This is a genomic window from Ruegeria sp. R13_0 (genome assembly GCF_017743995.1).
In the GTDB taxonomy this organism is placed as follows: Bacteria; Pseudomonadota; Alphaproteobacteria; order Rhodobacterales; family Rhodobacteraceae; genus Ruegeria.
Genome location: NZ_JAGHRB010000018.1, coordinates 23211 through 45652, shown reverse-complemented (window position 1 = coordinate 45652; position 22442 = coordinate 23211). Strand labels below are relative to the sequence as shown.

At 54.3% G+C, this 22442-nt stretch carries 24 protein-coding genes and 1 pseudogene; 9 read left to right on the top strand and 16 right to left on the bottom strand.

Features of this window, described 5'->3' with window-relative positions:
* Positions 1-16 precede the first annotated feature (16 nt).
* Complete coding sequence (locus J7394_RS19540) at positions 17-883, bottom strand: pirin family protein (protein ID WP_209255577.1); 867 nt, start codon at positions 881-883, stop codon at positions 17-19.
* A gap of 108 nt (positions 884-991) precedes the next feature.
* Here J7394_RS19540 and J7394_RS19535 point away from each other — a divergent pair, with 108 nt between their 5' ends.
* A complete protein-coding gene (locus J7394_RS19535) occupies positions 992-1891 on the top strand; it encodes a LysR substrate-binding domain-containing protein (RefSeq protein ID WP_209255575.1) in 900 nt (299 codons plus the stop codon).
* Between the two features lie 56 nt (positions 1892-1947).
* Here the strand turns inward: J7394_RS19535 and J7394_RS19530 are convergent, their stop codons facing one another.
* The 5 genes from J7394_RS19530 to J7394_RS19510 all read right to left on the bottom strand — a co-directional run bounded on the left by J7394_RS19530 (position 1948) and on the right by J7394_RS19510 (position 5376).
* Positions 1948-2907, bottom strand: a complete 960-nt coding sequence (locus J7394_RS19530; protein WP_209255572.1) for an MBL fold metallo-hydrolase — start codon at positions 2905-2907, stop codon at positions 1948-1950.
* A gap of 34 nt (positions 2908-2941) precedes the next feature.
* Positions 2942-3739 (bottom strand): serine O-acetyltransferase EpsC, encoded by a 798-nt coding sequence (gene epsC / locus J7394_RS19525; RefSeq protein ID WP_247748308.1) that lies wholly within the window; start codon positions 3737-3739, stop codon positions 2942-2944.
* Positions 3740-3748: 9 nt separating this feature from the next.
* The gene (locus J7394_RS19520; RefSeq protein WP_209255569.1) at positions 3749-4699 is read right to left on the bottom strand and encodes a DMT family transporter; all 951 of its coding nucleotides are present in this window, start codon (positions 4697-4699) and stop codon (positions 3749-3751) included.
* A 70-nt stretch (positions 4700-4769) separates the two neighbouring features.
* On the bottom strand, positions 4770-4991 hold the full coding sequence (locus J7394_RS19515; protein ID WP_209255568.1) for a 4-oxalocrotonate tautomerase family protein: 222 nt from the start codon (positions 4989-4991) through the stop codon (positions 4770-4772).
* A 4-nt stretch (positions 4992-4995) separates the two neighbouring features.
* Positions 4996-5376, bottom strand: a complete 381-nt coding sequence (locus tag J7394_RS19510) for a nuclear transport factor 2 family protein (RefSeq protein WP_209255567.1) — start codon at positions 5374-5376, stop codon at positions 4996-4998.
* Positions 5377-5664: 288 nt separating this feature from the next.
* On the opposite strand from J7394_RS19510, the gene J7394_RS19505 reads away from it, so the two are divergent.
* On the top strand, positions 5665-6564 hold the full coding sequence (locus J7394_RS19505) for a LysR family transcriptional regulator (protein WP_209255565.1): 900 nt from the start codon (positions 5665-5667) through the stop codon (positions 6562-6564).
* A 41-nt stretch (positions 6565-6605) separates the two neighbouring features.
* Here J7394_RS19505 and J7394_RS19500 read toward each other — a convergent pair whose 3' ends face one another.
* The 5 genes from J7394_RS19500 to J7394_RS19480 all read right to left on the bottom strand — a co-directional run bounded on the left by J7394_RS19500 (position 6606) and on the right by J7394_RS19480 (position 10481).
* Positions 6606-7199 carry a flavodoxin family protein gene (locus J7394_RS19500; RefSeq protein WP_209255563.1) on the bottom strand — a complete coding sequence of 198 codons (594 nt, stop codon included), beginning with the start codon at positions 7197-7199 and terminating at the stop codon, positions 6606-6608.
* A 125-nt stretch (positions 7200-7324) separates the two neighbouring features.
* Positions 7325-7798 carry a carboxymuconolactone decarboxylase family protein gene (locus tag J7394_RS19495; protein WP_209255561.1) on the bottom strand — a complete coding sequence of 158 codons (474 nt, stop codon included), beginning with the start codon at positions 7796-7798 and terminating at the stop codon, positions 7325-7327.
* A 406-nt stretch (positions 7799-8204) separates the two neighbouring features.
* Positions 8205-9035 (bottom strand): tetratricopeptide repeat protein, encoded by an 831-nt coding sequence (locus J7394_RS19490; RefSeq protein WP_371812091.1) that lies wholly within the window; start codon positions 9033-9035, stop codon positions 8205-8207.
* 69 nt (positions 9036-9104) lie between these two features.
* On the bottom strand, positions 9105-9785 hold the full coding sequence (locus J7394_RS19485) for an IS6 family transposase (RefSeq protein ID WP_209255559.1): 681 nt from the start codon (positions 9783-9785) through the stop codon (positions 9105-9107).
* Between the two features lie 120 nt (positions 9786-9905).
* Positions 9906-10481: a CGNR zinc finger domain-containing protein gene (locus tag J7394_RS19480; RefSeq protein ID WP_209255557.1), complete on the bottom strand. Its 576-nt coding sequence runs from the start codon at positions 10479-10481 to the stop codon at positions 9906-9908.
* 88 nt (positions 10482-10569) lie between these two features.
* On the opposite strand from J7394_RS19480, the gene J7394_RS19475 reads away from it, so the two are divergent.
* The 4 genes and pseudogenes from J7394_RS19475 (at position 10570) to J7394_RS19460 (ending at position 14874) form a co-directional block, all read left to right on the top strand.
* Positions 10570-11382 carry an alpha/beta fold hydrolase gene (locus J7394_RS19475; protein ID WP_209255555.1) on the top strand — a complete coding sequence of 271 codons (813 nt, stop codon included), beginning with the start codon at positions 10570-10572 and terminating at the stop codon, positions 11380-11382.
* A gap of 17 nt (positions 11383-11399) precedes the next feature.
* Complete coding sequence (locus J7394_RS19470) at positions 11400-13445, top strand: FAD-dependent oxidoreductase (protein WP_209255553.1); 2046 nt, start codon at positions 11400-11402, stop codon at positions 13443-13445.
* Positions 13446-13524: 79 nt separating this feature from the next.
* Positions 13525-14230 (top strand): annotated as a pseudogene (locus J7394_RS19465) (IS6 family transposase).
* A 422-nt stretch (positions 14231-14652) separates the two neighbouring features.
* Positions 14653-14874: a hypothetical protein gene (locus tag J7394_RS19460; protein ID WP_209255551.1), complete on the top strand. Its 222-nt coding sequence runs from the start codon at positions 14653-14655 to the stop codon at positions 14872-14874.
* A gap of 151 nt (positions 14875-15025) precedes the next feature.
* On the opposite strand, the gene gcvA is transcribed toward J7394_RS19460, so the two are convergent.
* Complete coding sequence (gene gcvA, locus J7394_RS19455) at positions 15026-15937, bottom strand: transcriptional regulator GcvA (RefSeq protein WP_209255549.1); 912 nt, start codon at positions 15935-15937, stop codon at positions 15026-15028.
* 49 nt (positions 15938-15986) lie between these two features.
* Between gcvA and J7394_RS19450 the strand changes: the two genes are divergently transcribed.
* On the top strand, positions 15987-17237 hold the full coding sequence (locus J7394_RS19450; RefSeq protein ID WP_209255547.1) for a hypothetical protein: 1251 nt from the start codon (positions 15987-15989) through the stop codon (positions 17235-17237).
* A gap of 62 nt (positions 17238-17299) precedes the next feature.
* Here the strand turns inward: J7394_RS19450 and J7394_RS19445 are convergent, their stop codons facing one another.
* A complete protein-coding gene (locus J7394_RS19445) occupies positions 17300-18157 on the bottom strand; it encodes a LysR substrate-binding domain-containing protein (RefSeq protein WP_247748307.1) in 858 nt (285 codons plus the stop codon).
* A 96-nt stretch (positions 18158-18253) separates the two neighbouring features.
* Between J7394_RS19445 and J7394_RS19440 the strand changes: the two genes are divergently transcribed.
* Positions 18254-18634: a tautomerase family protein gene (locus J7394_RS19440; RefSeq protein ID WP_209255546.1), complete on the top strand. Its 381-nt coding sequence runs from the start codon at positions 18254-18256 to the stop codon at positions 18632-18634.
* Positions 18635-18751: 117 nt separating this feature from the next.
* Here the strand turns inward: J7394_RS19440 and J7394_RS19435 are convergent, their stop codons facing one another.
* The 3 genes from J7394_RS19435 to J7394_RS19425 all read right to left on the bottom strand — a co-directional run bounded on the left by J7394_RS19435 (position 18752) and on the right by J7394_RS19425 (position 21026).
* Entirely contained in the window at positions 18752-19285 is a 534-nt protein-coding gene (locus tag J7394_RS19435) for a dihydrofolate reductase family protein (protein WP_209255544.1), read from the bottom strand.
* A 237-nt stretch (positions 19286-19522) separates the two neighbouring features.
* Positions 19523-20440 (bottom strand): LysR substrate-binding domain-containing protein, encoded by a 918-nt coding sequence (locus J7394_RS19430; RefSeq protein WP_209255542.1) that lies wholly within the window; start codon positions 20438-20440, stop codon positions 19523-19525.
* Positions 20441-20792: 352 nt separating this feature from the next.
* Positions 20793-21026 (bottom strand): hypothetical protein, encoded by a 234-nt coding sequence (locus J7394_RS19425; RefSeq protein WP_209255540.1) that lies wholly within the window; start codon positions 21024-21026, stop codon positions 20793-20795.
* A gap of 483 nt (positions 21027-21509) precedes the next feature.
* Here J7394_RS19425 and J7394_RS19420 point away from each other — a divergent pair, with 483 nt between their 5' ends.
* A complete protein-coding gene (locus tag J7394_RS19420; RefSeq protein WP_209255538.1) occupies positions 21510-22427 on the top strand; it encodes a calcium-binding protein in 918 nt (305 codons plus the stop codon).
* Positions 22428-22442 lie beyond the last annotated feature (15 nt).

Below are 22442 nucleotides of genomic sequence, written 5' to 3'. Positions count from 1 at the left end.
TTTTGGGTTGGGGACTTTAGTCAATTGATCCAAGCCGACCGTCGCGATAGGCGGCTTCGACTGCGTCAAGCTCTGCCGCGTTTCCCATGGCGTATGGGCCCCGTTGCACAAATGCTTGGCGTAGGGGGTGACCCCGAAACAGGACGACATGTGCGCCGCGCTCGGAGGAAAGAGAGATGTCGGTGGCTCCGGCGAAGGCGATGGCTTTTCCCGGTTGCAGTTCTGTTGCGCCCGCATTCCAGGCAACGTTGGATGTCCCCTTGATGGGAAGGATCCAGGCGTGTTCATCGGGGGTGCCGTGGTCCGTGAAAGTCCCACCGGACTGAAGGGAGATATCCAGCAGCGTCAGCGAAAGGTCCGGTGTAGCTTGACCTGTGATCCCCTGGCTTTGACCAAGGATCAGCCGCGCCGTGCTGCGGTCACCTGCCAGTTTGGGGATGTCCTGCGCCTTCAAGTGAAAGGCAGAGGGCGCATCATGCCGGTGGTCAGCGGGCAGGTTGACGAAGACCTGTAGTGCGTGGGTGCGGGCACCGGGGCACGGCGCCTCCTTGTGGATCGCACCGCGTGCAGCTTTGAACCAGTACAGATCGCCCGGTGCCAGATCGAGGTCGTTGCCAACAGAATCGCGATTGTGGAACGCGCCTTCGCTGTCTTCGAACATGACTGTGACGGCAGACATCCCGGCGTGCGCATGCGTGCCGAAAGTCGGCTTTGTCACGACAAAGTGGTCAACCATGATCAGCGGGTCCATCAGACCGTCGAAGTCCGCATATTGGTAGCTTTGGGCCGCAAACCCGTCACCAATGGTGATCTTGCGGCCGTCACTTTGGGCGTGGTTTTCGCAGGGAACGCCTGCGAGCTTATCAATCAGTTGCGTGGTCATGTCATACTCTCGCTTGTGTTGCATTGAGAATATGAGAGAGACGATGGGGCGAAAATCTGGTAAAATCAGAACCTATCGTTCTATTGATGGGACAATAAGAGGCGCGCTGTGGATCTCAATGACGCGTTCTATTTCGTTCAGGTGGTTGAAAAGGGCGGCTTTTCGGCGGCCGCGCGGTTTCTGAACATCCCGAAGTCGCGGCTCAGCCGTCGTGTCAAAGAACTGGAAGATGACCTCGGTGTGCGTCTGTTGCAGAGGACATCTCGTGTCGTCACCGCGACGGAGGTAGGTGAGGAGTATTATCGGCACGCGCAAGAGGCGCTTGCACGTTTCGAGATGGCCGAAACAGCAGTCCGTCGGAAAACCAACACAGTTGCCGGAACGGTGACGGTATCTTGCTCTGTTGGGATGGCGCAATTCGGCCTCGATCAGATCTTGCCGAAGTTTCTGCAAGACAATCCTGGGGTGACAGTGGTGCAAAGGGCCTCCAATCAAATGGAGGATCTGATCAAAGACGGGATCGACGTCGCGATCCGGGGGCATATGGACACGTTGCCCGACTCAAGCCTGATCCAAGTGCGGCTGGCGCGCTTGGAGTGGCACTTGTTTGCGTCCCCTGACTACCTTGCGACCTTGGGTTCGGTGCAAGACCCTGCCGAACTGGCAAATCAACCCGCCATGGTCCTCGGTCGCCCTCGAGACTCGCATCAGTGGCTCCTAACGGATGAAACCGGACAATCGGCTTCTGTGCCGTGTTCTGTGCGGTTCGCGAGCGACGACATGTCCACGCTTAAAAATGCCGCTGCGGCGTCCTTGGGTATTGTCGCGCTGCCGTCATACGTCTGCAAACCGGAGATTGAGGCAGGCACACTGGAGCGTGCCTTGCCCGGCTGGACCGCAGGCACGCCGCAGATCAGCATTCTCATGCCGTCCAAGCGCGGCATGTTGCCGGCGGTGGAAGAATTTGTCGAATGCCTCAAGCAAGACCTTCCAACGGTTCTCGAGTAGAGCGATCTGGGCGTTAGCGAATACAACGGGCCGGTTCGCAAGCTCAATGCTGGGAACTAAATCCACGATGTAGGCAAGTAGCGGTAAACATTACTGGAAGACACGAATCTTCCAAAGCCTGGAAAATGGATATGCGCGCCCGCAATCAAAATTTGGTCTACGGCGGCTCGGTCAAGTATGCGGAGCCGAGACTCGGCTGCTTCGGCCGGATCACTGTCAAACCCAAAACCTGCTCGCGGAAGAGCCGCATGTAACTCCGCGTTGTGTACCGTGTCTGCGATGAAGAGCAGTTCTTGGTCTCCACCGTCAAGATGCAGGAGAGAATGTCCTGGTGTATGACCAGCTGAAAGTTCCAGCGTGAGACCAGGCGCAACTTCGCCCTTGTTTGCAACGAGGATCAATCGGTCTTGGTAAGGGGCCAAGGCAGTTTCAGCCATGTTGAACAGAGGTTGCAGACCTTCTGGCGCACGAGCACGCGAAGCCGCGTCGATCCAAAACGCATATTCCTCTTCTGCGATAGCCAATTCCGCGTTTTCAAACACCGCGCGTCCGTTAGAGACCAATCCCCCGACATGATCGGGATGTGCGTGAGTTACCACGACTTTTGAGATATCGGAGGGGCGAAGGCCAAGCACGTCGAGGCCCGAAATGATGTGACCAAAGCCCGTTCCCAAGAGATCAAACGCACCCATTCCGGCATCAATGAGAATAGCCTCCTCTGATGATTGCAGCAGATAGACATTCAGTGGCACGGACATATCGGAGGCTGGGACGCCAAACTTATTGAGAGTCTTATCAATTAGCCTTTCGTCCTCGCCAAAAAAGTGTTGCCGCTTGAGTGGGGCCAAGCCATCCATCAAGGCGGTCAACCGGAAGCGTCCCAAACGCGTCTGATAGAGTGAAGGACGTCCGTTAATTGATCTGGGCGTCTGTGCATTGCCGGCTGTTGTCAGCGTAGAGGCGGTCGAAAACCCGAGACCAGCGTGCATGAAAGAGCGGCGTGTGAGGTTTGTCATCAGTCTTTCCTTTCAGAGGGGCGGTAAGTTGAATTCAACAAACCCGCATGGGACTTGAGTTGGTTGAGGCGCTTTCAGTGGGCTGATGAAGCCGAACGATTTGCGCGGGGATTCCAGCGACGGTGCAATGAGGGGGCACGTCCTTTAAGACAACGCTGCCAGCGGCGATTTTGCTGAATGCGCCCAGTTCGATATTGCCAATGATGTTCGCGCCTGCGCCGATCACGACGCCTGTGCGCACTTTGGGGTGCCTGTCACCGCGCACCTTGCCAGTTCCGCCTAAGGTCACGTTTTGCATAATGGTCACATCGTTTTCGATCACCGCGGTCTCTCCGATGACAATGCCCGATCCGTGGTCCAGCAATATCCCTGCGCCAAGTTTGGCCGCAGGGTGAATATCAGGGCCAAGGGCGACAGAGGCCCGATTGGACAGCCACATCGCCAGATCGCTCCGACCTGCGCACCAGAATACATGCGCTACCCGCGCGACTTGCACCGCATGAAAGCCCTTGTAGTTTAGGAAGGCATGGGCATGGCTGCGGCTTGCCGGATCGTTGGCCTGAATAGCCATCAAGTCACGCGCGGCGGCGTCGGCAATGTCAGGTTGGGACTGAAGGACCTCGGTCAGGATCGCAGACACGTGGTCTTGGGATATGTCCGGACCCGCCAGCCGGTCAGCTAGCAACAATGCAAGTGCCGAGTGCGGTTGAATTTGCGGTAACACGAAGCGCAAAAGATAGCGCGTTAGAGCAGGCTCACGATCGGCCATCGCGTGAAGCTCTTGTTCCAAAGTCGTCCAGAGATGAGCAGAGAGGTCTTCAGGGACAGGCATAGTCATCTCCTATCGCTGAACTGCAGGGGTGGGGGTTACGCGCGGTGGAAGCGACGCAACCAAGAGACCGCCGACAACAAGGCCCAAGGCGGCAAGCTCAAAAGTGTCTGGCACCTGCGCCAATACTGGCACGGCCAGCAGCGTTGCGACGGCTGGTGTCATCGCCGCCAGGCGCGTTGCAACAAGACCGATCAGCTGCAGTGCTTGTCCGTAAGCGTAGAGAGAAACCAAACCAGTGATGACGCCCTGAAAAATGAGCTGGAACACCACGTCAGATGTGGATGCTGAGTCGATCGACGACGGTCCCGGCAGGGCCCATATAGGTACAAGACCAAGGGTCGAAATCGTCGCGACCACAGAGGTAGCCAGAAACGGAGGGATCGCATGATGGCGCAAGGTCACTGTGAAACAGGCCCAAAACACAGCCGCCATCAAAAACAGCCCATGTCCAATCCAAATGTCGCTCGTTCCGGAAATCTCATCAGATCGTAGGATAATTGCCAACGCGCCGGAAACGATCAGCATGGCAGACCAAAGATGAGGCTGCGACATGCGCTGCCCAAAAACGAGCCAGCCTGCTAGGGTTACAATGACTGGCATCAAGCTTGGGACCATCGCGCCCGCATGCGCCACAGGCGCATAGCCAAGCCCGTACCCGACGCAGAGCGTGAAGGGCGCGCCATATAAAGACAACATCAGGCACCTTGCTAAGCCGAGCTTTGCGATCTCTTGTCGTTGCCGCCACAGCAATGGTCCCAAAACGATGGCAGGCACCAACGCACGCAACCCTGCCAGATCGATTGGCGAAAGATCGGTCGTCACACCTGAAGACGTCAGGACCAGCCAGCTTGCCCAGATCACAACAGCTGCCATCATCCACGCATAGCCCTTGAGCCGATCAATCAGACCGCGATTTCTCAAGCGATCATAGCCGAAATTGCGGCGTGCCGGGCTGTTCATGGGCTCGCTCCTTTTTAGCGGTATGCCCTCGGGCATACCGGTTCTTTCGGTTGTGAATGATGGGATTGGATCAGGCGCCGGCCGCGCGAATGTGGCTCACCTGTTCGCCGCCGATCCCCCAGTTCTCGAGCGGGACTTCGTCAATGACGACGAAGGTTGTCGCGGGGCTTTTGCCCAGAACTTGCAAAAGTAGATCAGTGACGCCTTCGACCAGTTTTGCCTTCTCCTCATCTGAGGGCCCGGTGCCATTGGTTCCGCCTTCCTGAGTTACCTTGATGTTCACATAAGGCATGGCTCTAGTCCTTTCGTTCAACAAATGAGAAAACCTTGGTCAGTATGCGCCACCCGTCATCGGTATGGATCAGCGTCAGTAGGTCCTGATAGTTGCGTCCCAGCATGGTCATCCGTGCTTCGATCAGCCCGATGCGGTCGCCCTTCAGCGTGATGCGTTCGATCACTTCGTCGCGGTCATCCCCTCGAGAGGCAGGCGGCTTACGCGCATCGATCCGCGCCATATAGGCTTCGAGATCCATGTATTCGTACGTATCTGCGGTGCCGTTCACGTAAGTCAGATCGTCGTGGAAGACGGTGCGCAGGATTTGGCTGTCGGAATGGTAGAGCCCGTCGAAGTACCGCGTCATCAGCTCTTGAATTTCGACGTGATTGGTCTGTTCCATCATATCAATCCAACAATAGAGAGGGTCGCCGATACTACGGGGGGAGTATCGGCCAGCTGATCACAGACCATGCCGATACAGATCAGGATGAACAGGGCAGGGGCCTTTGAATTCGCAGTCGACCTTGATGAGAGAATTGGTCGAGCCGACAGAAGAGCGCCTGATTGCAAAGTGGGTGTCATTGAAAAGCTCCATTCGGTTGCAGCCATTAGGTAGCAACCCACTACTGCAATTGATAATATTGAGTTCTCATGATAATGATCTGATATTTGGATCAAGAAGGACCCTATGACGCTTGATCAACTTATTGCTCTAGACGCTATTGTTGCCACTGGCACCTTTCGTGCTGCTGCGGAGCGGCTTAACAAGGCACAATCCGCAGTGAGCCACCAAATCCGCAAACTGGAGGATGAGCTTGGCTTTGCATTGCTCTCACGTGATGCATACCGTCCAAGCCTGACGTCTGAAGGCGAAGTGTTTTATCGAGAAACCACGCGTGTTCTTGAACAGGTGCGCGGCTTGAAATCTGTTGCTGCCGGATTGCGCAGTGAACAGGAACCGACGGTTTCAATTGCGATCACAGCGACCATGGCCCTGGCGCCTGTCCTTGATTTGTTGGGAACGATTAAGCGGTCCTATCCTGGCACCAACATCCACGTGGCCTCCGAAATGATGGGCGGGCCACTGGCGCGCCTGATGGAGGGCAGCGCAGATATGATCTTGGCAGGCTTGCAGGATGTTCCGATTGACGACGTGGAAACATTGCCGTTCGGAGCAATCACGATCCGGCCGGTTGCGAGTGCCGAGTTTCCCGCCGCCCAGAAATCTGGGGTCCGGTCCCGACGAGAGATGCAAACCTACACCCAGGTCATCGTTTCTGGCACTGGGGGTAGGGATTTCGATCAGAGTCGGGACGTGTTGTCGGGCAGCCAGCGTTGGACCGTCTCAGACTTCGAAGCAAAGAAGTCAATCATCAAGGCTGGACTGGGTTGGGGCGGCATCCCGGAACATATGATGGAAGATGAGCTCGCCTCAGGCGCTCTTGTGCCGCTCAATGTGGACGGCTTCCCTGCACGCCATACCGAAATTTTTGCGATCCGGCGGCGTGATAAACCAATGGGCAAGGTCATGACTGCCATATGGGCGGCCATCGAAGACCGCGCAGACGAGATGCAGGGCCTTCCGTAAGTTAAATATTGGAAAGAACCTTTCCCGGTTCTTCCCTGGCATCAGGCAGCGACCGCTTCGGTACCTTTAACCGAATTCCAGCGCAGCGCCGTTTCGGCCACGCGCTTACCAAGGTATTCCGCCGTTCTGAGATCTGAGCCGGCCGGGGCTACTTCGGGTGGTGCATCTGCATTTGCTTGCGCCATTGCCCCCAGGAAACCGCCCAGCCGGTTCAAATCGTCCGGCGAACCTGAGCTGGTGTTGTTCCCTGGAAGTAAACCCAAACCGACCCAGAGCATGCCATGCTGCATGGCGAAATGATTCATCTGTTGAAGCGTGGCCAACTTGTCACCGCTCATTCCAGCGGAAACAGTGAAACCAGCGGCCAGCTTGTTGTTCCATCGACCTTCCAGCCAACGCCCCGACGTCGCATCCAGAAAGGCTTTGAACTGCGCCGAGGCGCTACCAAAATAGGTCGGTGAGCCGAATATGATTGCATCCGCGGCATCAATGACGTCCCAGTTCTTCTCGAAGTCCTCAACAGGGATCAAAGAGACCTCCGCTCCGGAAACCTCGTTTGCACCACGGTAAACCGCTTCGGCCTGAACAGCCGTGTGCCCGTATCCGCTATGATAAACAATTGCGATAGTCGCCATTGTCTTCTCCTTTCTATGTCAGCTGGTCACATGGACCGGTTTAAGTTTCTAAACACGTGCCTGCTTTGAACTGATCCTAGTTCCGGCGGCGCAGGGTAATGTCGTGCTGGGATGTTCTCTTGAGCTCAGGCCGCCTGCGCCGTTGTGGGAACCCCGTGAGGCATCCGAAAGCCAATCGCGATCCTGTTCCAGGCATTGATGGCGCAGATCACAAGGCTGAGCGCCACTTGTTCGTGAGGAGTGAAATGCCGCTCCACCTCTGCATACACCGCATCCGGAGCCTGTGAGGTTTCGATCCGCGTCAGCGCCTCGGTCCAGGCAAGGGCAGCGGCTTCGCGTGCGGTGTACACCGAGGCTTCGCGCCATGCATTTAGTAGGTAGAGGCGTTCTTCTTTCTCACCCAGTGCTCTCGCATCCTGCCAATGCATGTTGATGCAAAATGCGCAGCCATTGATCTGTGACGCACGCAATTTTATCAGCTCAATTAGGCTTTGCTCCAGACCGCTGTCTTTCAGCAGCTTTTCCTGCTCAAGCATCGGCTGGAACAGTTCAGGCGCAACACCGAAGTGGTCCACACGTTGGCTTTGTTCCTTTGGCATTTTTGTCTCCTTCGACTTGAGATCCAAAGGGCCAAACCAGTCGGCTGGATCGCAGTTTCGAGCGACACTCAAGATTTGGATAAAGGGCTGCTCCGTTTTCTCGATGCCGCTTGACCGAGAATTTAAGTGAGCGCGGCAAGGATTGATAATATCGAGTTCTCATGATTACGATCTACAAAAACGATCGTGTGACGCTTACCGCACCCCTTTGTTTCCCTTGTGATTAAAGATGAGACCGTCGCGCGAATGTCTACTTTGTGAGCTTCACAACCATCCTTCTACTCGCAGCTTGTCATGTTGTTGGATCTTGGTGGACATTAGCCGTAGGGTGTTAGGGTAGCTGTTGTGCGGGACGTACCCGACCTACGCTGCAGCAACACCAATGGCAGCTCCCGCAAGCCTCGAGTCACTTAGGAAAACCCGCGTTGAGTAAACGCTCACGCAGCGTTCCCATTTTCTCCGGGTCTTTCAAAGGAACGCGATTCAGGTCTTCAATACAGATTCCCGGCAAAGCATCCAGAGCGTCATTTACAGCCGATGTCGCATCTTCGTCGTGGCCAAGCGCGATATGGCTGGCAGCAAGCAGAAAATGCGCGAAGTACCAACTCGGCCTGCGGTGTATGGCGCGCTCGGCCCATTCTATTGCGGTCTCGAACCGACCCGCCATGTAATGTGCCAGCGCAAGGCCCGAGAAGCGGAAGAAAATGCTCGGGTCCAGGGGGTTGGAACGGATTGCAATTTCCTGATTGGCGATGGCCTCATCTGACCGTCCCAGAATACCGAGTAACGTGCCAAGGCTGCCATAGGCCAATGAACAATTCGGGTTCAGCGCGACGGCGCGTTCCAGGGCCGCCAGCGACTCCTCGTACTTGACCAGACCCCAACAGCTGATCCCCAATGCCCAGTGAGCGTATTCGTTGCGGTCGTCCAACTGGGTGGCGCGTCGCGCCAACGCATAGGCCGTTTCCATGGCCGGTTTGACGTCAGGCACAAAGCCCATGATAGCGATGTGATGATTTATCAGCGAGAGCATCATGTTCGCTTCCGCGCTTTCCGGATCAAGCGCCAATGCGCGTTCCAGAAGCGTCTTGGCGTGGGCGTAGCTTTCCGGCGTGAAGTCGTACAGCAGATGCCATGATCGCATTGTCAGTTCCCAGACCGTCAGGTCGGGGCGGGACGCGCGTTCAACCGGTTCGGGGACGGTGCTTAGTTGAACAGTGGTCTGAATGGATGCCACGACATTCCTCGTGATCGGTTTTGTTGCGAAGTTTCAGTTGGAAGAAGGGAACGCGCTGTAGCAGCAGGTTTAAGAGGCAAGGGCCGCGAACTGGCGAAACGGGCAGAGTCCAGGCGTGATTTGACCTTTGCGGATCATGTGCGCCACTTCAATTCCGTCCAACGTTGCCGCTGCTGATACGAAGGTTTTGAATCCCAGCATCGGGCGGGTTCGTCTTTTTATGAATCGGTGGTCTTGTTCCACAATGTTGTTCAAATATTTCCGCCTGACCATTTCAATTGGGACAGGACAACCAAAACCTTTCAACATCTTATTTATGGCCTTGATGCCAGCCGTGTTGGCACCGCTTTTGTCGATGACAATCTTTCTCGGGAGGCCGTTGACCTCCAGTGTCCGGGCAAAGAATTTGGTGGCGGCGGGTTTGTTTCGGCGCTGCGAAAGCATGAAATCAAGCGTCTTACCGTGCTTGTCGACAGCTCGGTAGAGATATACCCATGCCCCTTTCACCTTGATGTAGGTATCGTCCATTCTCCAAGAACGGTCGCAAGATTTTTTGCGGCGACGCGCGGCCTCAGCAATCGCGCTGGAGTATCTCTTCACCCAGCGGTTCAGTGTAGTGTGGTCCACCGAAACACCGCGCTCACCCATGATTTCCTCCAGGTCACGGTATGAAACACCGTATCGAACGTAGAAAAAGACCGCGAATAGGATCACATCCTTCGGATATTGCGCACCCTTGAAAGAAATCATGAACTGACTTTCGGCTGAATCACACCGGCCGCTATTCACTCTCTGCGTTCTTGAGCGTCAATGGCAAAAAGTTTGCAACAGATCCGGTAGCGCTCTAGTGGGCATCGCATCGCTGTTTTGCTACTTCCGATCTTCTTCCAGAATCCTTTTGCGGTATGCCGCCACTTTATGTCGGTTGCCGCAAGTTGACATATTGCACCAACGGCGGCCCCGTCCCCTACCTGAGTTCAAGAAGAACCAGCTGCATCCTTCGCATTGGCGCAGTTTTGCTACTTCGGGAGAACTGAGAAACCTTTCGACGAGCAGGACAAATCGGTCGATCCAATAGTGACTATCGCTGCAGGTGGCGATCCATCTGGCGGGGGTGGTCCCCAGATCCAAGTGCGCACGTGCCATCGAACACTTGATCTGGGTCTCAAATGTCCGGATGTCGTCAGGTTCGGTCGTGTTGTTGTCCAATGAGGCCGAAAGAACGCGATGTGAAAGTTCCCGAAACCCAATGAGCGTTTCTAGGTCTTTTTGCGAAGGTGGGATGCCTATTGCGTCGGAATCTTCAAGACCGCTGGCAGCTACCCAATCCATAAGCACGTCCGGCGAAGTGATCAAGTTTTTCGCTCGCGACTTATCGGTGTCCCCAACGGTATTGAGGAAATCCAAAGCAAGGTGCCCTCCAACAAAACTATCATCTGACCACATAGTAACCCCATAGTTAAAATATTAGGTTACAATCAACGGAAATTGATGTAACCACTTATTCATCATAAAGCATTACAGGAAAATTGCCATGCTATCGCTATCCGAACGATACGATCACAAAGGACAGTCTGTTGCCTGGGGGAAAATAGGAACTGGGGATCCACTCGTACTGGTGCATGGAACCCCGTTCTCGTCACAGGTCTGGCGGCGGATCGCACCGTTATTGGCCCAACGATGGACCGTTTACTTTTTTGATTTGATTGGCTATGGCCTTTCGGAGAAAGCAGACAATCAGGATGTGTCTCTGGCTGTTCAGAACGACCTTCTGGCTGCCATGTTCAACCATTGGGATTTGGATCGCCCTGAAATCCTGTGTCATGATTTCGGCGGCGCGACCGCTTTGCGGGCCTACTATCTGAATGACCGCAGATATAAGCGCATGACGATCTTTGACCCAGTCGCGGTCGCCCCGTGGGGATCGCCATTCGTTGCTCATGTCAGACAGTATGAGGCCGCTTTTGCGGGTCTTCCAGCCTATGCCCATGACGCGCTTTTACGGGCCTATCTGCAAAGTGCCGCGCACAAAATGCTTACAAAGGAAGCGCTACAAGTCTACATGGCACCTTGGAAGGGCGAGGTGGGGCAGCCAGCTTTCTATCGTCAGATTGCACAGATGGATCAGAAATACACCGATGAGGTCGAGAGCCAGTATGCGTTACTGGATTGTCCCACCACATTGCTCTGGGGTGAAAAGGACGAGTGGATTCCCCTGGAACGCGGCCACAAATTAGCAGGTATGCTGACTGACGGCCAGATCACGGTGATCCCAGACGCTGGACATCTGGTTCAAGAGGACGCGCCAGAAGCCATCGTTGCTGCTATGTTTCAGCACAGCCAATAGCTCGAAAGTCGGCAGCGATGGACAGGCAAACCCCTTCAGACCCACTGCTTCAACCGTTCAAGCTGAAGCACTTGCACCTGCGCAACCGGGTGATCAGCACGGCACATGCACCAGCCTACGCGGAAGATGGTCATCCAAAAGACCGATACCGTCTCTACCACGAAGAAAAAGCCAAAGGTGGTATCGCTCTGACAATGATCGGCGGATCAACCAACGTCGCGCTCGACAGTCCCTCTGTCTTTGGGCAGCTCTACGCAGGGGACGATACCATTATCCCCTGGTTCAATAAGCTCACGACCGGGGTCAAGGCACATGGCGCAGCAATCATGTGCCAAATCACTCATATGGGGCGGCGCACGGGCTGGGATACAGGAGATTGGCTACCCGTCGTTGGTCCGTCCGGGCGGCGGGAACGGGCTCACCGTGCGGTGCCAAAGACTGCTGAAAAAGGCGATCTTGACCGGATCGTTCTGGATTTTGCCGAGGGGGCCCGGCGCTGTAAGGAAGGCGGGTTTGATGGTATCGAAATCCTGTCGCACTCCCACCTCCTAGGCCAATTTCTGTCACCTTTGGTCAACGATAGAACTGACGCCTATGGCGGTTCCCTCGAAAATCGATTGCGCCTGACGTTTGAGGTTCTGGATGCGGTCCGCGCCAAGGTGGGGTCTGAGTTCATTGTTGGCATGCGCATTACGGGAGATGAGTTGATCGACGGCGGTCTGACCGCCGCTGAGTGCGTCGAGATCGCAAGGCGTCTGGAACAGACCGGACAAGTGGAGTTTCTGAATATTCTGGCTGGCGCACCTTATGACGATCTAGGATTGGCGGGTTGGGTGCCGCCGATGGGTCTGCCTTCGGCACGGGATCTGAAAGTCGCTCAACAGATAAGAGCAGCGGTCGATTTGCCGATCCTTCACGCTGGGGGCATCAACGACCTCGCTACCGCGCGTTTCGCAGTGCAGGAAGGAATGGTCGATCTGGTTGGCATGACCCGAGCGCATATGGCCGACCCACATCTGGTTCAAAAAATATCTTCGGGTCAGGAAAACCGGATCAGGCCCTGTGTCGGTCTGGGATACTGCGTGGATCGTGTGAATCAGGGTAAAGACGCGGTATGTGGCCAGAATGCAGTCACAGGTCGGGAAAGTTTTCTGCAACATCGTCTTCTACCCAGGTCCAATCCCAAAAAGATTGTGGTTGTCGGTGGCGGCCCATGCGGGCTGGAGACTGCTCGCCTTGCCGCCGAAGCTGGTCACGATGTGGAATTGTTTGAGGCCGCCGACAGACTTGGCGGTCAACTCATCCTGGCAAGCAAGGGAACGGTAAGACGACAGCTCGAAGGCGTTCTCGACTGGTTGGTTCAAGAGGTCGAGTTTTCTTCGGCAAGGGTGCATCTCGCCGCCTATGCCGAAGCGGAAGACATCCTGGCTACCAATCCCGATTTGGTCGTTATCGCGACTGGAGGATGGTCGTCTGGACCCGCTTTCGAGGGGAGTGATCTTGCACATTCTTCATGGGATGTGCTCGGCGGTCGTATACGGCTATCTGGTGACGTGCTGTTGTGGGACATGCTTGGAGATCAACCAGCTTTGGTCACCGCCGATTTGATTGGTGATCATAGCGCGCAGCTTTCATTCGCCACTCCAGATACTCGTCCTCTTACAGAATTGGGACCTACGACCCAATCGGTCGCCATGAAACATCTGTATGAGAAAGGCGTCCGCTTCATTACCAATGTTGAAGTGGATCGAATTGAGCCAGATGGAAACCGCAAAACCGTGCATCTTCGAAACACGTTGTCGGGGTCTCTGACGCAACAGACCTTTGATCATGTAGTTGTCGAGTCAGGTTGTACGCCAATGGATGAGCTCTTTTTTGAGCTTCTGGATCAATCTCGCAATGCAGGGCAGTTCGATCAAAGGAAGTTCACGAAGGGAGAAATGAAGTTTCCACATATGAATCCTTCAGCCACCTTTGATCTTGTCCGGTTTGGCGATGCGGTCACTAGTAGAAATCTCCACGCTGCCCTGTTCGACGCAAGCAGGCTGGTTCAGGGCCTTTAGGACGAAAGCCCGACAATTCGAAGGTCTTGTCAGATTAACTTTGCTTGAGCGGGGCAGGGCGGCTTCGTAGCTTTTGCCCATGACCATACCCTCCTCGTTCTGTTGCTTTACAACCAGTCCTGAAATCATCCGCCTTGCAGGGACGTTGTACCTCGGTTTCCCGCGTTCGCTTCGGAATGTAGAAGATTTGTTGCACGAGCGAGGCATCGACGTCGGTCACGACACTGTCCGGTATTGGTGGAACAGGTTTGGCCCGGCGTTTGCTTCTGAGTTCCGAAGTAAACGTATTCAGCAATTGAGAGCATACTGCGAACAGAGGTGGCATGTGGACGAGGTTCTTATGAATGTGAATGGCAAACAGCATTATTTGGGGGGCCGTCGATCATGAGGGCGAAGTGCTGGAAGCAATCGTTACCAACCGTCGAAACGAGCAGGCGGCATTGAAATTCCTCAGGAAATTGATGAAGCGACACGATAAAGCGGAAACCGTCGTCACTGATCGCTTCGCCCCATACAGAGCTGCGCTCAGAGAGCTTGGCACTACCAAAAAACAGCAGACGGGCAGGTGGCTCAACAACCGCGTGGAGAATTCGCACCTTCCTTTTCGACGGCGCGAACGCGCGATGCAGCGTTTAAGGCGTATGCGAAGCTTATAGAAATTTGCCGCCGTTCATTCCTCCGTTCTTAACCATTTCAACCAGGAGCGATTGCTCACCAGCCCGGACACCTTCAAGCTGACACGTAGCGCCGCTCTTGCCGAGTGGCGCGAACTTGGCATGGAATGAAGGACACCGTCACTGGTCAAACAGGGACTGGTTCGAATTTGTGCTGACGGCACCGGTGTGAGTTCTGAACCCGGAAGCTAAGCGACACGCGCGTTCGTTTGCTTTTTGTTCGCAAAACTGTTTCAAGACGCTGTCTGTTGCAACACTCGGCTGTGGCATAAACCACTCAAATCGAAGACCTTTCAAGGGATCGCACAGGTAGTACTAAAACCAAGCTGCATATTTGCAGATTCCTAATGCGCAGATGGCGATTTCAATGGCGTCGGAAGCTCATACACTAAAACTCGGTTCCTAACACTGCCAAAAAACGTTGAAACCAAGTCTTTTAGCATGAAATCAACGAAACGCGTCGGGCATTATTCGGAACCGATTGGCCACCAGCAGGTGTGGTCAAAATGTGTGTGATTGGTTTGGAGAATAAAATGTCAACTGAGAGAAACCTGGTGAACCCTCGCTCTGAAGACTTCTTCATTTTTGATGATGAAGACGTCTCACGTGCACCTGATGGTGACGACGACGACAGCGATGATGGAGGAACGGGCGGAACCGATGATTGGGATCCGGACTCGCCTTATCCGTTTCCCACGTCTGACCGCGACGAGGCAGACGAGTTCGTAGAAATCGTCCACTATGACATCGCCTAGGTCGAGCGAGGCGGGAGTTCTTTAGCAAGACCGTGCCGAATTTACCGCTTCACTCTTCCAACGCCAGTCCCGAAAGCAGATGGGGCTGGCGATCCAGGGGCCCCACCCTTTGGCTGGCCGGTCACTGTCGCCGGAGACGGCATCAATCAAGCTAAGTTGTTTCAGTTTCCGATCCATCTTGATCACCTACTTCGAACATCTCAATCGCCCAAGCCTGAACTGAGAGGATCGCTTCGGTCGGTTCGCGCGATTTTGGATAAACGAACCAATACGAATGGCTCGCCTTTAGATGCGTCTCGAATGGCGCGATGAGGCGGCCATGGGCAATATCGTCAGCAACCAGCCAAGAACGTCCAAGCGCCACTCCTTGGTGGTCAAGCGCGGCTTGCAAAATTGCGGTGTCGTCAGCCAATCTCGGACCCGATTGGGGTGGTTTGGTGCAGCCCGCCGCATGAAACCATGCCTCCCAGTTCTCGGGAATATCTCCATGCAAAAGTGTGGCGCCTGATAGATCATCTGGTTCCGTCAAGCCAAGTTGTTGGGCATAGCCTGGCGTGCAGACAGGGCAGATCTTCTCGTCGGCCAGTTTTGTTGTCGTTAAGTCCGGAGACGGCGACTGACTGTATCGGATGGCTGCATCGATGCCTTCGGCAGCAAAGTCGACCAAATGTCGAGATGCCGTTATCCGAAGGTCAATTTCTGGGTGCGCAGCCATAAAACGACCTAGGCGAGGCGCAAACCAGCGTGTCGCCACGGAGGGTAACATCGAAAGCGTCACAACTTTATCGGACCCTGTAGCCTCATCTACGGCTGACCTTATCTGGGTCAATGCCTGGGCGAGTTGTTCCGCGAGCCGCTGTCCGGCGGATGTGGCAGATACCTGAGCCCCTTTTCGGGTGAAGAGTTTGATGCCTAACGTTGCTTCGAGGTCTGAGATCTGCCTCGAAACCCCGCTCTGGGTAATGCCCAGTTCTTCGCCTGCGGCCGTGAAGTTTCCGCAACGGGCCGCTGCTTCAAAAACCTGCAGGGATCTTAGCGGGGGCTTTGCATGAGTTTTACGCATGATGATAGGTGAGTTTTCTCATTATGTATGCTCCTAGGGACGTCGTAGCATGACTGGGAATTATCTTACAGGTGCGTTCATCGAAATGGCTGATACAACAACTTCACCTTCCGCAAACTCTGTTGGCTCACGGTGGACTCCCGATCTGCCGCTTGTCGTTTGGATGGTCGTCCTAGCGCTCCTGCTGGCCTTTGGTGGCGGAATGGGTGCAGTGGACACGATTGCAGCATTCAACCGCGGCTTTGGGCGCGCCCTTGGCGAGTTCGCACTGATTTTGTTGCCGTCATTCACGCTGGCTGCTGCCTTGTCACAGCAAAACGTTGCGTCGGAGGCGGCAGGGAGGACAGCAGCACTCGCCTCGCCGGTTGCAGGCGCAGGTATGATATGCCCTGACACGGCCTATGCCGCTCTTGCGCCGGCGGCGGGCCGTTTCAAGTTGGATCTGGCCTTTGGGGCCTACACCGGGTTCAAGCTGATTTATCCTGCGGGACCTTTGATCGTTGCGGCAGGTTTGGGTGCAACGATTGCTGAAACGATGCAGCCTGTGATGCTGCTTTTGTTAGGCGTGTTGCTGGCTGTGCCGGTTTGGATCGTCGGCGTCATCTGGGGGCGCATGACTTTCCGTCAAGCGCCGAGTAAGGACGTTGGAACAACAGAACCCTCGAATAAACGTCTTTTCCTTACTTTCGCACCTTTTGTGGCCATGACGGCATTACTTATTCTTGGCGGGTTTGTGGGACAGACCGGGATTGGAGCGATTGAATTTCTGATCATGCCAAAAGGCGCTTTGCTGGTGGCCGCAATCCTTGCTTTGCTGCAAACGCCTGCTGCCCAACGCCGTGAGTGCCTTGATAGCGCCGTGCGTCGTACCGGCTCGCTTTTATTGGTCATCGGTGCCGCCAGCGCTTTTGGCACAATTTTGACCGGCTTGGTTTCGCTCGATCAACTGGTGCCTTCTGGAACCGGGCTGGCCACACTGACAGCGCTATTTGTGCTCACGGCGCTCTTCAAATTGGCACAAGGCTCTTCCATGGCAACGTTCGCTGCTGTTGCGCCCGTGGCTGCACCCATTGTGGCCGCCAGCGGGGTTGATCCCATTGCCGCTGTACTGGCGATCTGTCTCGGCTCCTTCATCGCGATCTTACCTAACGACAGCTATTACTGGCTTGTGCGCCGCGATGCGTTGGAGGATGTGTCAGGTGAGGCGCGGGCGATCCGCATTCTCACGGCCGGCACTGTTTTGCAGGCGCTTGTGGGGTTGGCGTTATTGTTGACAGCGGTCGCGGTTTGGTCGAACTAGCGATGGGCTCTATGAATGTCACTGCAGCCGAATCCGCAACCAACTTAAGGGAGTTGGTCGTGCTAGCTAAGAATTGAGCTTCGGTACGCCGCTTTCAGCGCAAAGATTGCTTCTTTAGGTCTGCCTTGGGTGATCCTTGTGTGTAGCAAAACCGGTAGTCGCGGCAGGTCAGGCAGCCCAAGTTCTCTCCCAATATCCTTTGCCCCCATAGGCAGCATCCTCTTGGATAAAGCTGACACACCCAACCCGGCAGTAACGGCCGCCGACACAGCTGCGACACCACCGCCCACAAACGCTTCGGTCCATGAAATACCTGCGTCATCGAGAATTTGCCCGGCCAACACCCGAACACCACAGGGCTCGGCAAGAGTCACCAACGGGAGCGGCTCACCAGCACGCGACTGCCATTTCGGCGATGCGAACCAACCGAATTGTTCTTCGGCGATCAGGTCACCGTCACTTCGACCAACGTTCAGACGAACAATTGCTGCATCCAGTTCCCGGCGGTCATAGGCTTGCAGAAGGTCCCCTGAGGATCCAATGCGAATCTCAATCAGAAGCTGAGGATCTTGTGTATTCATTCGGGCAATCAGTGTTGGCAGTTCCGGCCCCGCCACGTGATCGCTAATGCCGATAACGACCCGCTGCCTTTCAGGGCTGAAGACCGCACATGCCTGGTCATGTGCAGCCAACAACTCTCGCGCGTGGCGCAGAAAGGCTTCTCCTTTCGAGGAGAGTTGGACATGCCGGGGTGTTCGTTCCACCAACCGACAATCAAGCCGTTCCTCAAGCCGCTTTAGCTTCAAGCTGATCGCAGCCTGCGTCATGTGCGTTGCCTCGGCGGCGCGTGTAAAACTGCCAAGTTCCGCAATAAGCACAAAGGCTTGTACCGCATCCAGGTCGAGGTGTTTTTCCATCATTAACATTACTTATGATATATATAAGCAAACATTGCGTTTCTTTATTTATAGAGACGGACTAATTTTTTACGCAAGGGTTAACTTGAGAGGTGTCCTATGCCATTGGTCCACATTTCACTCCGGTCCGGGAAATCTGAGACCTATCGACAAGCAATTTTCGACGGCCTCTATCTGGCAATGCGAGAGACGTTCAGCGTGCCAGAAGATGATCAGTTCATGCTTATCACCGAGCACGATGCTGCGAACTTCAGGTATGGGGCATCGTATCTTGGGATAGACCGCAGCGACGACCTTGTGCTGATCCAACTCAGTGCAATGAACAGCAGGACGTCAGAGCAAAAGAAGGCCTTCTACCAAAGGGTCGTCGATATTTTGGCCGAGAACCCCGGCATACGTTCGGAAGACGTTTTTGTTAACGTCCTGGAGGGCGTCAAAGAAAATTGGTCCCTCGGCAATGGGATCGCGCATTACGCTTAAGCGGGTGTTTTGGCGACTTGTTTCCTCAACGTAGAGGTAATTCCAGTAAAGCAAATTGGGATTTGTCCGTAGTCTCTGAAAAACGCGCGGCGGTAGAGATACCGCCGCGCTTCTGAATCAACCAACCAAGTCGAACTGCTGAAGCACATATCCACCGTCGTAGTTTTTGGTTCCAGTGTGAGCAAAGGCCAGCTTCGACCGGGTTCTGCCGAATAGACGCGTGCCTTCTCCCAGAATGATAGGCGCGCGTTTGAGAACCAGCTTGTCGATCAAGTTGAGCTCCAGAAGGTAACCTGCAAACTCTCCACCACCGCAAAGATAGATTGGGCCGGCAGCATCCGTTTTCAGTTGACAAAGGGCCAAAGCTGTTTCGCCCTGAAGGACATCTATCGCACGATCGTTAGGCAGTTTCAGAGTGTCGGAAACGACAAACGTTTTCATATTGGGGTAGGGGTTTTGTCCTGGTTCCAGACCAAATCGATAGCCGAACTCATAGGTTTGCCGACCCATTATCGCAGTCGAATAGGTGGCTAGTCTGCTTTGGTAGTCGTCAACGACAGGCCCGTGATGGGCGAACAAGGATACATCGCCGTCTAAGCCAGCGATATAGCCGTCTATAGAGACGGCCACGTCATAAATTACAGGTTGCATGATATGCTCCGAGATAGACTTCAAATGGCCTTTCGGCCTGGCTTACGGTTTTGAAATCTATTTGATCATCGGCAGAGCACTCCCAAATCGAGCTCTGTACCTACCGCGAAACCTTGAATTTGTCCAGAAACGCATGGCTGTTGTCGGAGGGCCGAAGTCACCAGCATAAAGCATGAGACTGGGTCGAAGGAAGCCAATCTCATGCCACTAAGAGCTACCACGGGCCAACAGAATCGCCTATTTCGAAGAGGAAGAATGCGTTTGCCGGAGGGGCTTCGTCCTCTTCAACAGCCAATTGCGAAATGTACGAACTTTGGCAGAGTTTCCGCGGTTTCGTCCATTGATCAACCAGTAGCTATTCCCATCGTCACCGAGTAACTTAAAGGGTTGTATCAATGTGCCTGCAGTGATCTCGCGCTTAAAAAAGGCCGGGGTCAGCATGGCAACTCCGTGACCCTCTATTGCAGCTTGGGCCTCAATCATTTGCGTTCCAAAATGCCGAGTGGTGTCTGGGCTGAATCCGGTCGGGTCAACCCCTGCTGCCGACAGCCAAATCTGCCATCTTGGGTCTCCGGGTGACAATACTGGAAGCTGAAGAAGGTCTTCGTATTTGGTCATCTCGCTGACCGAGGCGCCAAGTTCTGGAGACATCATTGGTGAGAAGACGGCCGGGAATAGCATGCGGCAGTCCTTGCCGCCGAACCCGCCGTCGCCAAGCCGAATGGCCATGTCGCAATCGATTGAATCTAAATCGACAAAGTTCTCACTTACCTCGACGCGGACACTGATCTTTGGATTTTGCTCCTGAAAGGATCGCAATGCGCCGGACAAAAAGTGGGTGGCAAACGTCGGGATTGCGTTGATCGTTAGCGTCTGTTGTGACGTCCCCTTTGCTTCTGTGTAGGCTTCCCGGATCGCATCCATTGCGGGAACAACTTGGTCAGCAAAATCTTTCCCTATAGGCGTTAAAGTCACGCCCCTTGCATGCCGCTCAAAGAGTGGGGTGCCAACGCGTTCTTCGAGAACTTTGATTTGGTAACTCACGGCAGCTTGGGTCATACTCAGTTCATCGGACGCCGAAGAAAAATTGCCGTGCCGTGCAGCCGCGTCGAAGACACGTATTGCTGGCATCGGTGGTGTATCTTTGGCGGCCATGGGGACTTCTCAGAAGTTGGTCAGCCTGTCGGCCACAATAAACTGGCGCTATCAGCCTGCCTGTTCAAGCGTACTGTTCAAACGGAAGGTGTTTCAACGTTTTTCCGATGCAGAGTACTTTAGGATGAACCCTCGGAATTCCGAATAGCAATCTTCGCGGCTACTAGCATCCCGGCCGGAAATCCTGTCGCGATGGCAACATTGGGCAGACCGAGTAACGTCAGGCCAATCGTTGCAAACATCAAAAGCCAAAACGCTGAATAAGCTTTCTGATTGGCTTCCGTGACGTAACTGGCGCAGGTCTCGTTTGGGGATACCGGAACCTTTTTCGGTTTTCCGTGTCTATGTCTTTTCACGGCAGGGTTTTTTCGTTTTTGTCGAGCGAAGCTATGTTGTACAAAAGTTGATCGACAGCTTCGGTAAATTCGGTGTCGCTGATTTTGACAAGGGCCGCTGTGAATTTGTCCTTCAGTACTTCTGCGTTCAAAGAGCTTTCTGAAGACGTAGTACTTTCTCGCTGTTCGAGAATTCTAATCGCAAACCGCGATTCGGTTCTTGCTACAATTATGCATTCCATAAGTTCCAAAGCGGCTATCCTAAATTGCATACCATAGTATACAAATACTAGAGTGATTTGAGATTTGCTAGCTAGGAAGCCTCAAGTTCTTCGTAGGATACATAAGTCAGATCTAAGGCTCAGAGATTGATTTCGCCTCACGCAGTACACAGGGTTTGAACCAACCAAGACTGTCTGGGTTGAAGAATGGGTAAAGCGAATTTACTTGAGCAAAACTACGAACCGCAGGATCGGCTTCTGCCTCGAAGTTCACATGACCAAACATGTTCTCATTGGAACTCGGCACGTTGTGCGCGGGTAGCGGGCGCACCAATTTCTTTTCATTTAATTGGTTCCCGCGTTGGTGCAGGAGCCAAGTGCGAGTCCGCAGGTTCCGTGTTCGGGTGGTGGCGACTATCCAATTCTTAGCAAACAGACGGTCGCATTTCATTTCACGCGATCCGTTCGCTTTTTCAGTTTCAATCGCTTGAGCGAAGTGAAGGAGATCAAACCATGCCGAGTGATCATGAAAGCAACACCCCTGTTGATCAGATGGAAAGTGACCCAACCAACTATACGCAACCTGCAACTTCGAAGCTGAATCCGAGTGCGTATTCACATCGCGCGCCAGATGATGACGATGTAGATATTCCGGATACCATCCTTTGGGACCTTGCCGGAGGGAACGTGACGGGAACCGCAGTCGCTGGGGACAATGACGATGATCTACCCGATATCATCATCTGGGACATTGATGGCGGCAGTGTTGTAGCGGTGGAAACCGAAGGGGGTCTTCCCGACATCGTAGTCCACGATGACGACGATGACAGCAGCCCACCGAAGCCTGACGATGATGACGATCTTCCAGACCTGATCATCTGGGATATTGCCGGTGGAAGCATCACCCGCAACGATGGTCTGCCGTGGAAAACCGAATACACACAGATCAGTGGAACCGATGGGGACGATCTGCTGGTTGGGACCGCCGGAATAGAACAGATCATCGGCTTAGGGGGCAATGACGTCTTAAGCGGCATGGGGGGCCCGGACGTTCTGCTCGGGGGTCCCGGCAACGACACACTCATCGGTGGCAGCGGGTCCGATTTTCTGGATGGTGGGTTCGGCTCCAACATGCTGACCGGCGGGGACGATGCAGACACGTTTGTGTTTCGCAACCTCGACAGCGTTTATGCAGGTATCGATACAATAACGGATTTCGAGATCGAAGTAGATACACTTGCCGTTGCGGCAGACTCGTTGAATATCGCGCCAGGAGAGACTTTGATCCAGAACGTCATCGCGCTGGACGGAGAGGCAGGTGCCGAGTTGTGGGCGGATGTGAATGGATCAGGTCTGACACAGATCGCAGTTGTAGAGAACCTTACCGCACTGCAATTGCAGATCGAATTGGAACAGGCGATTCTGATTTAGGACCGTCTAATAGAG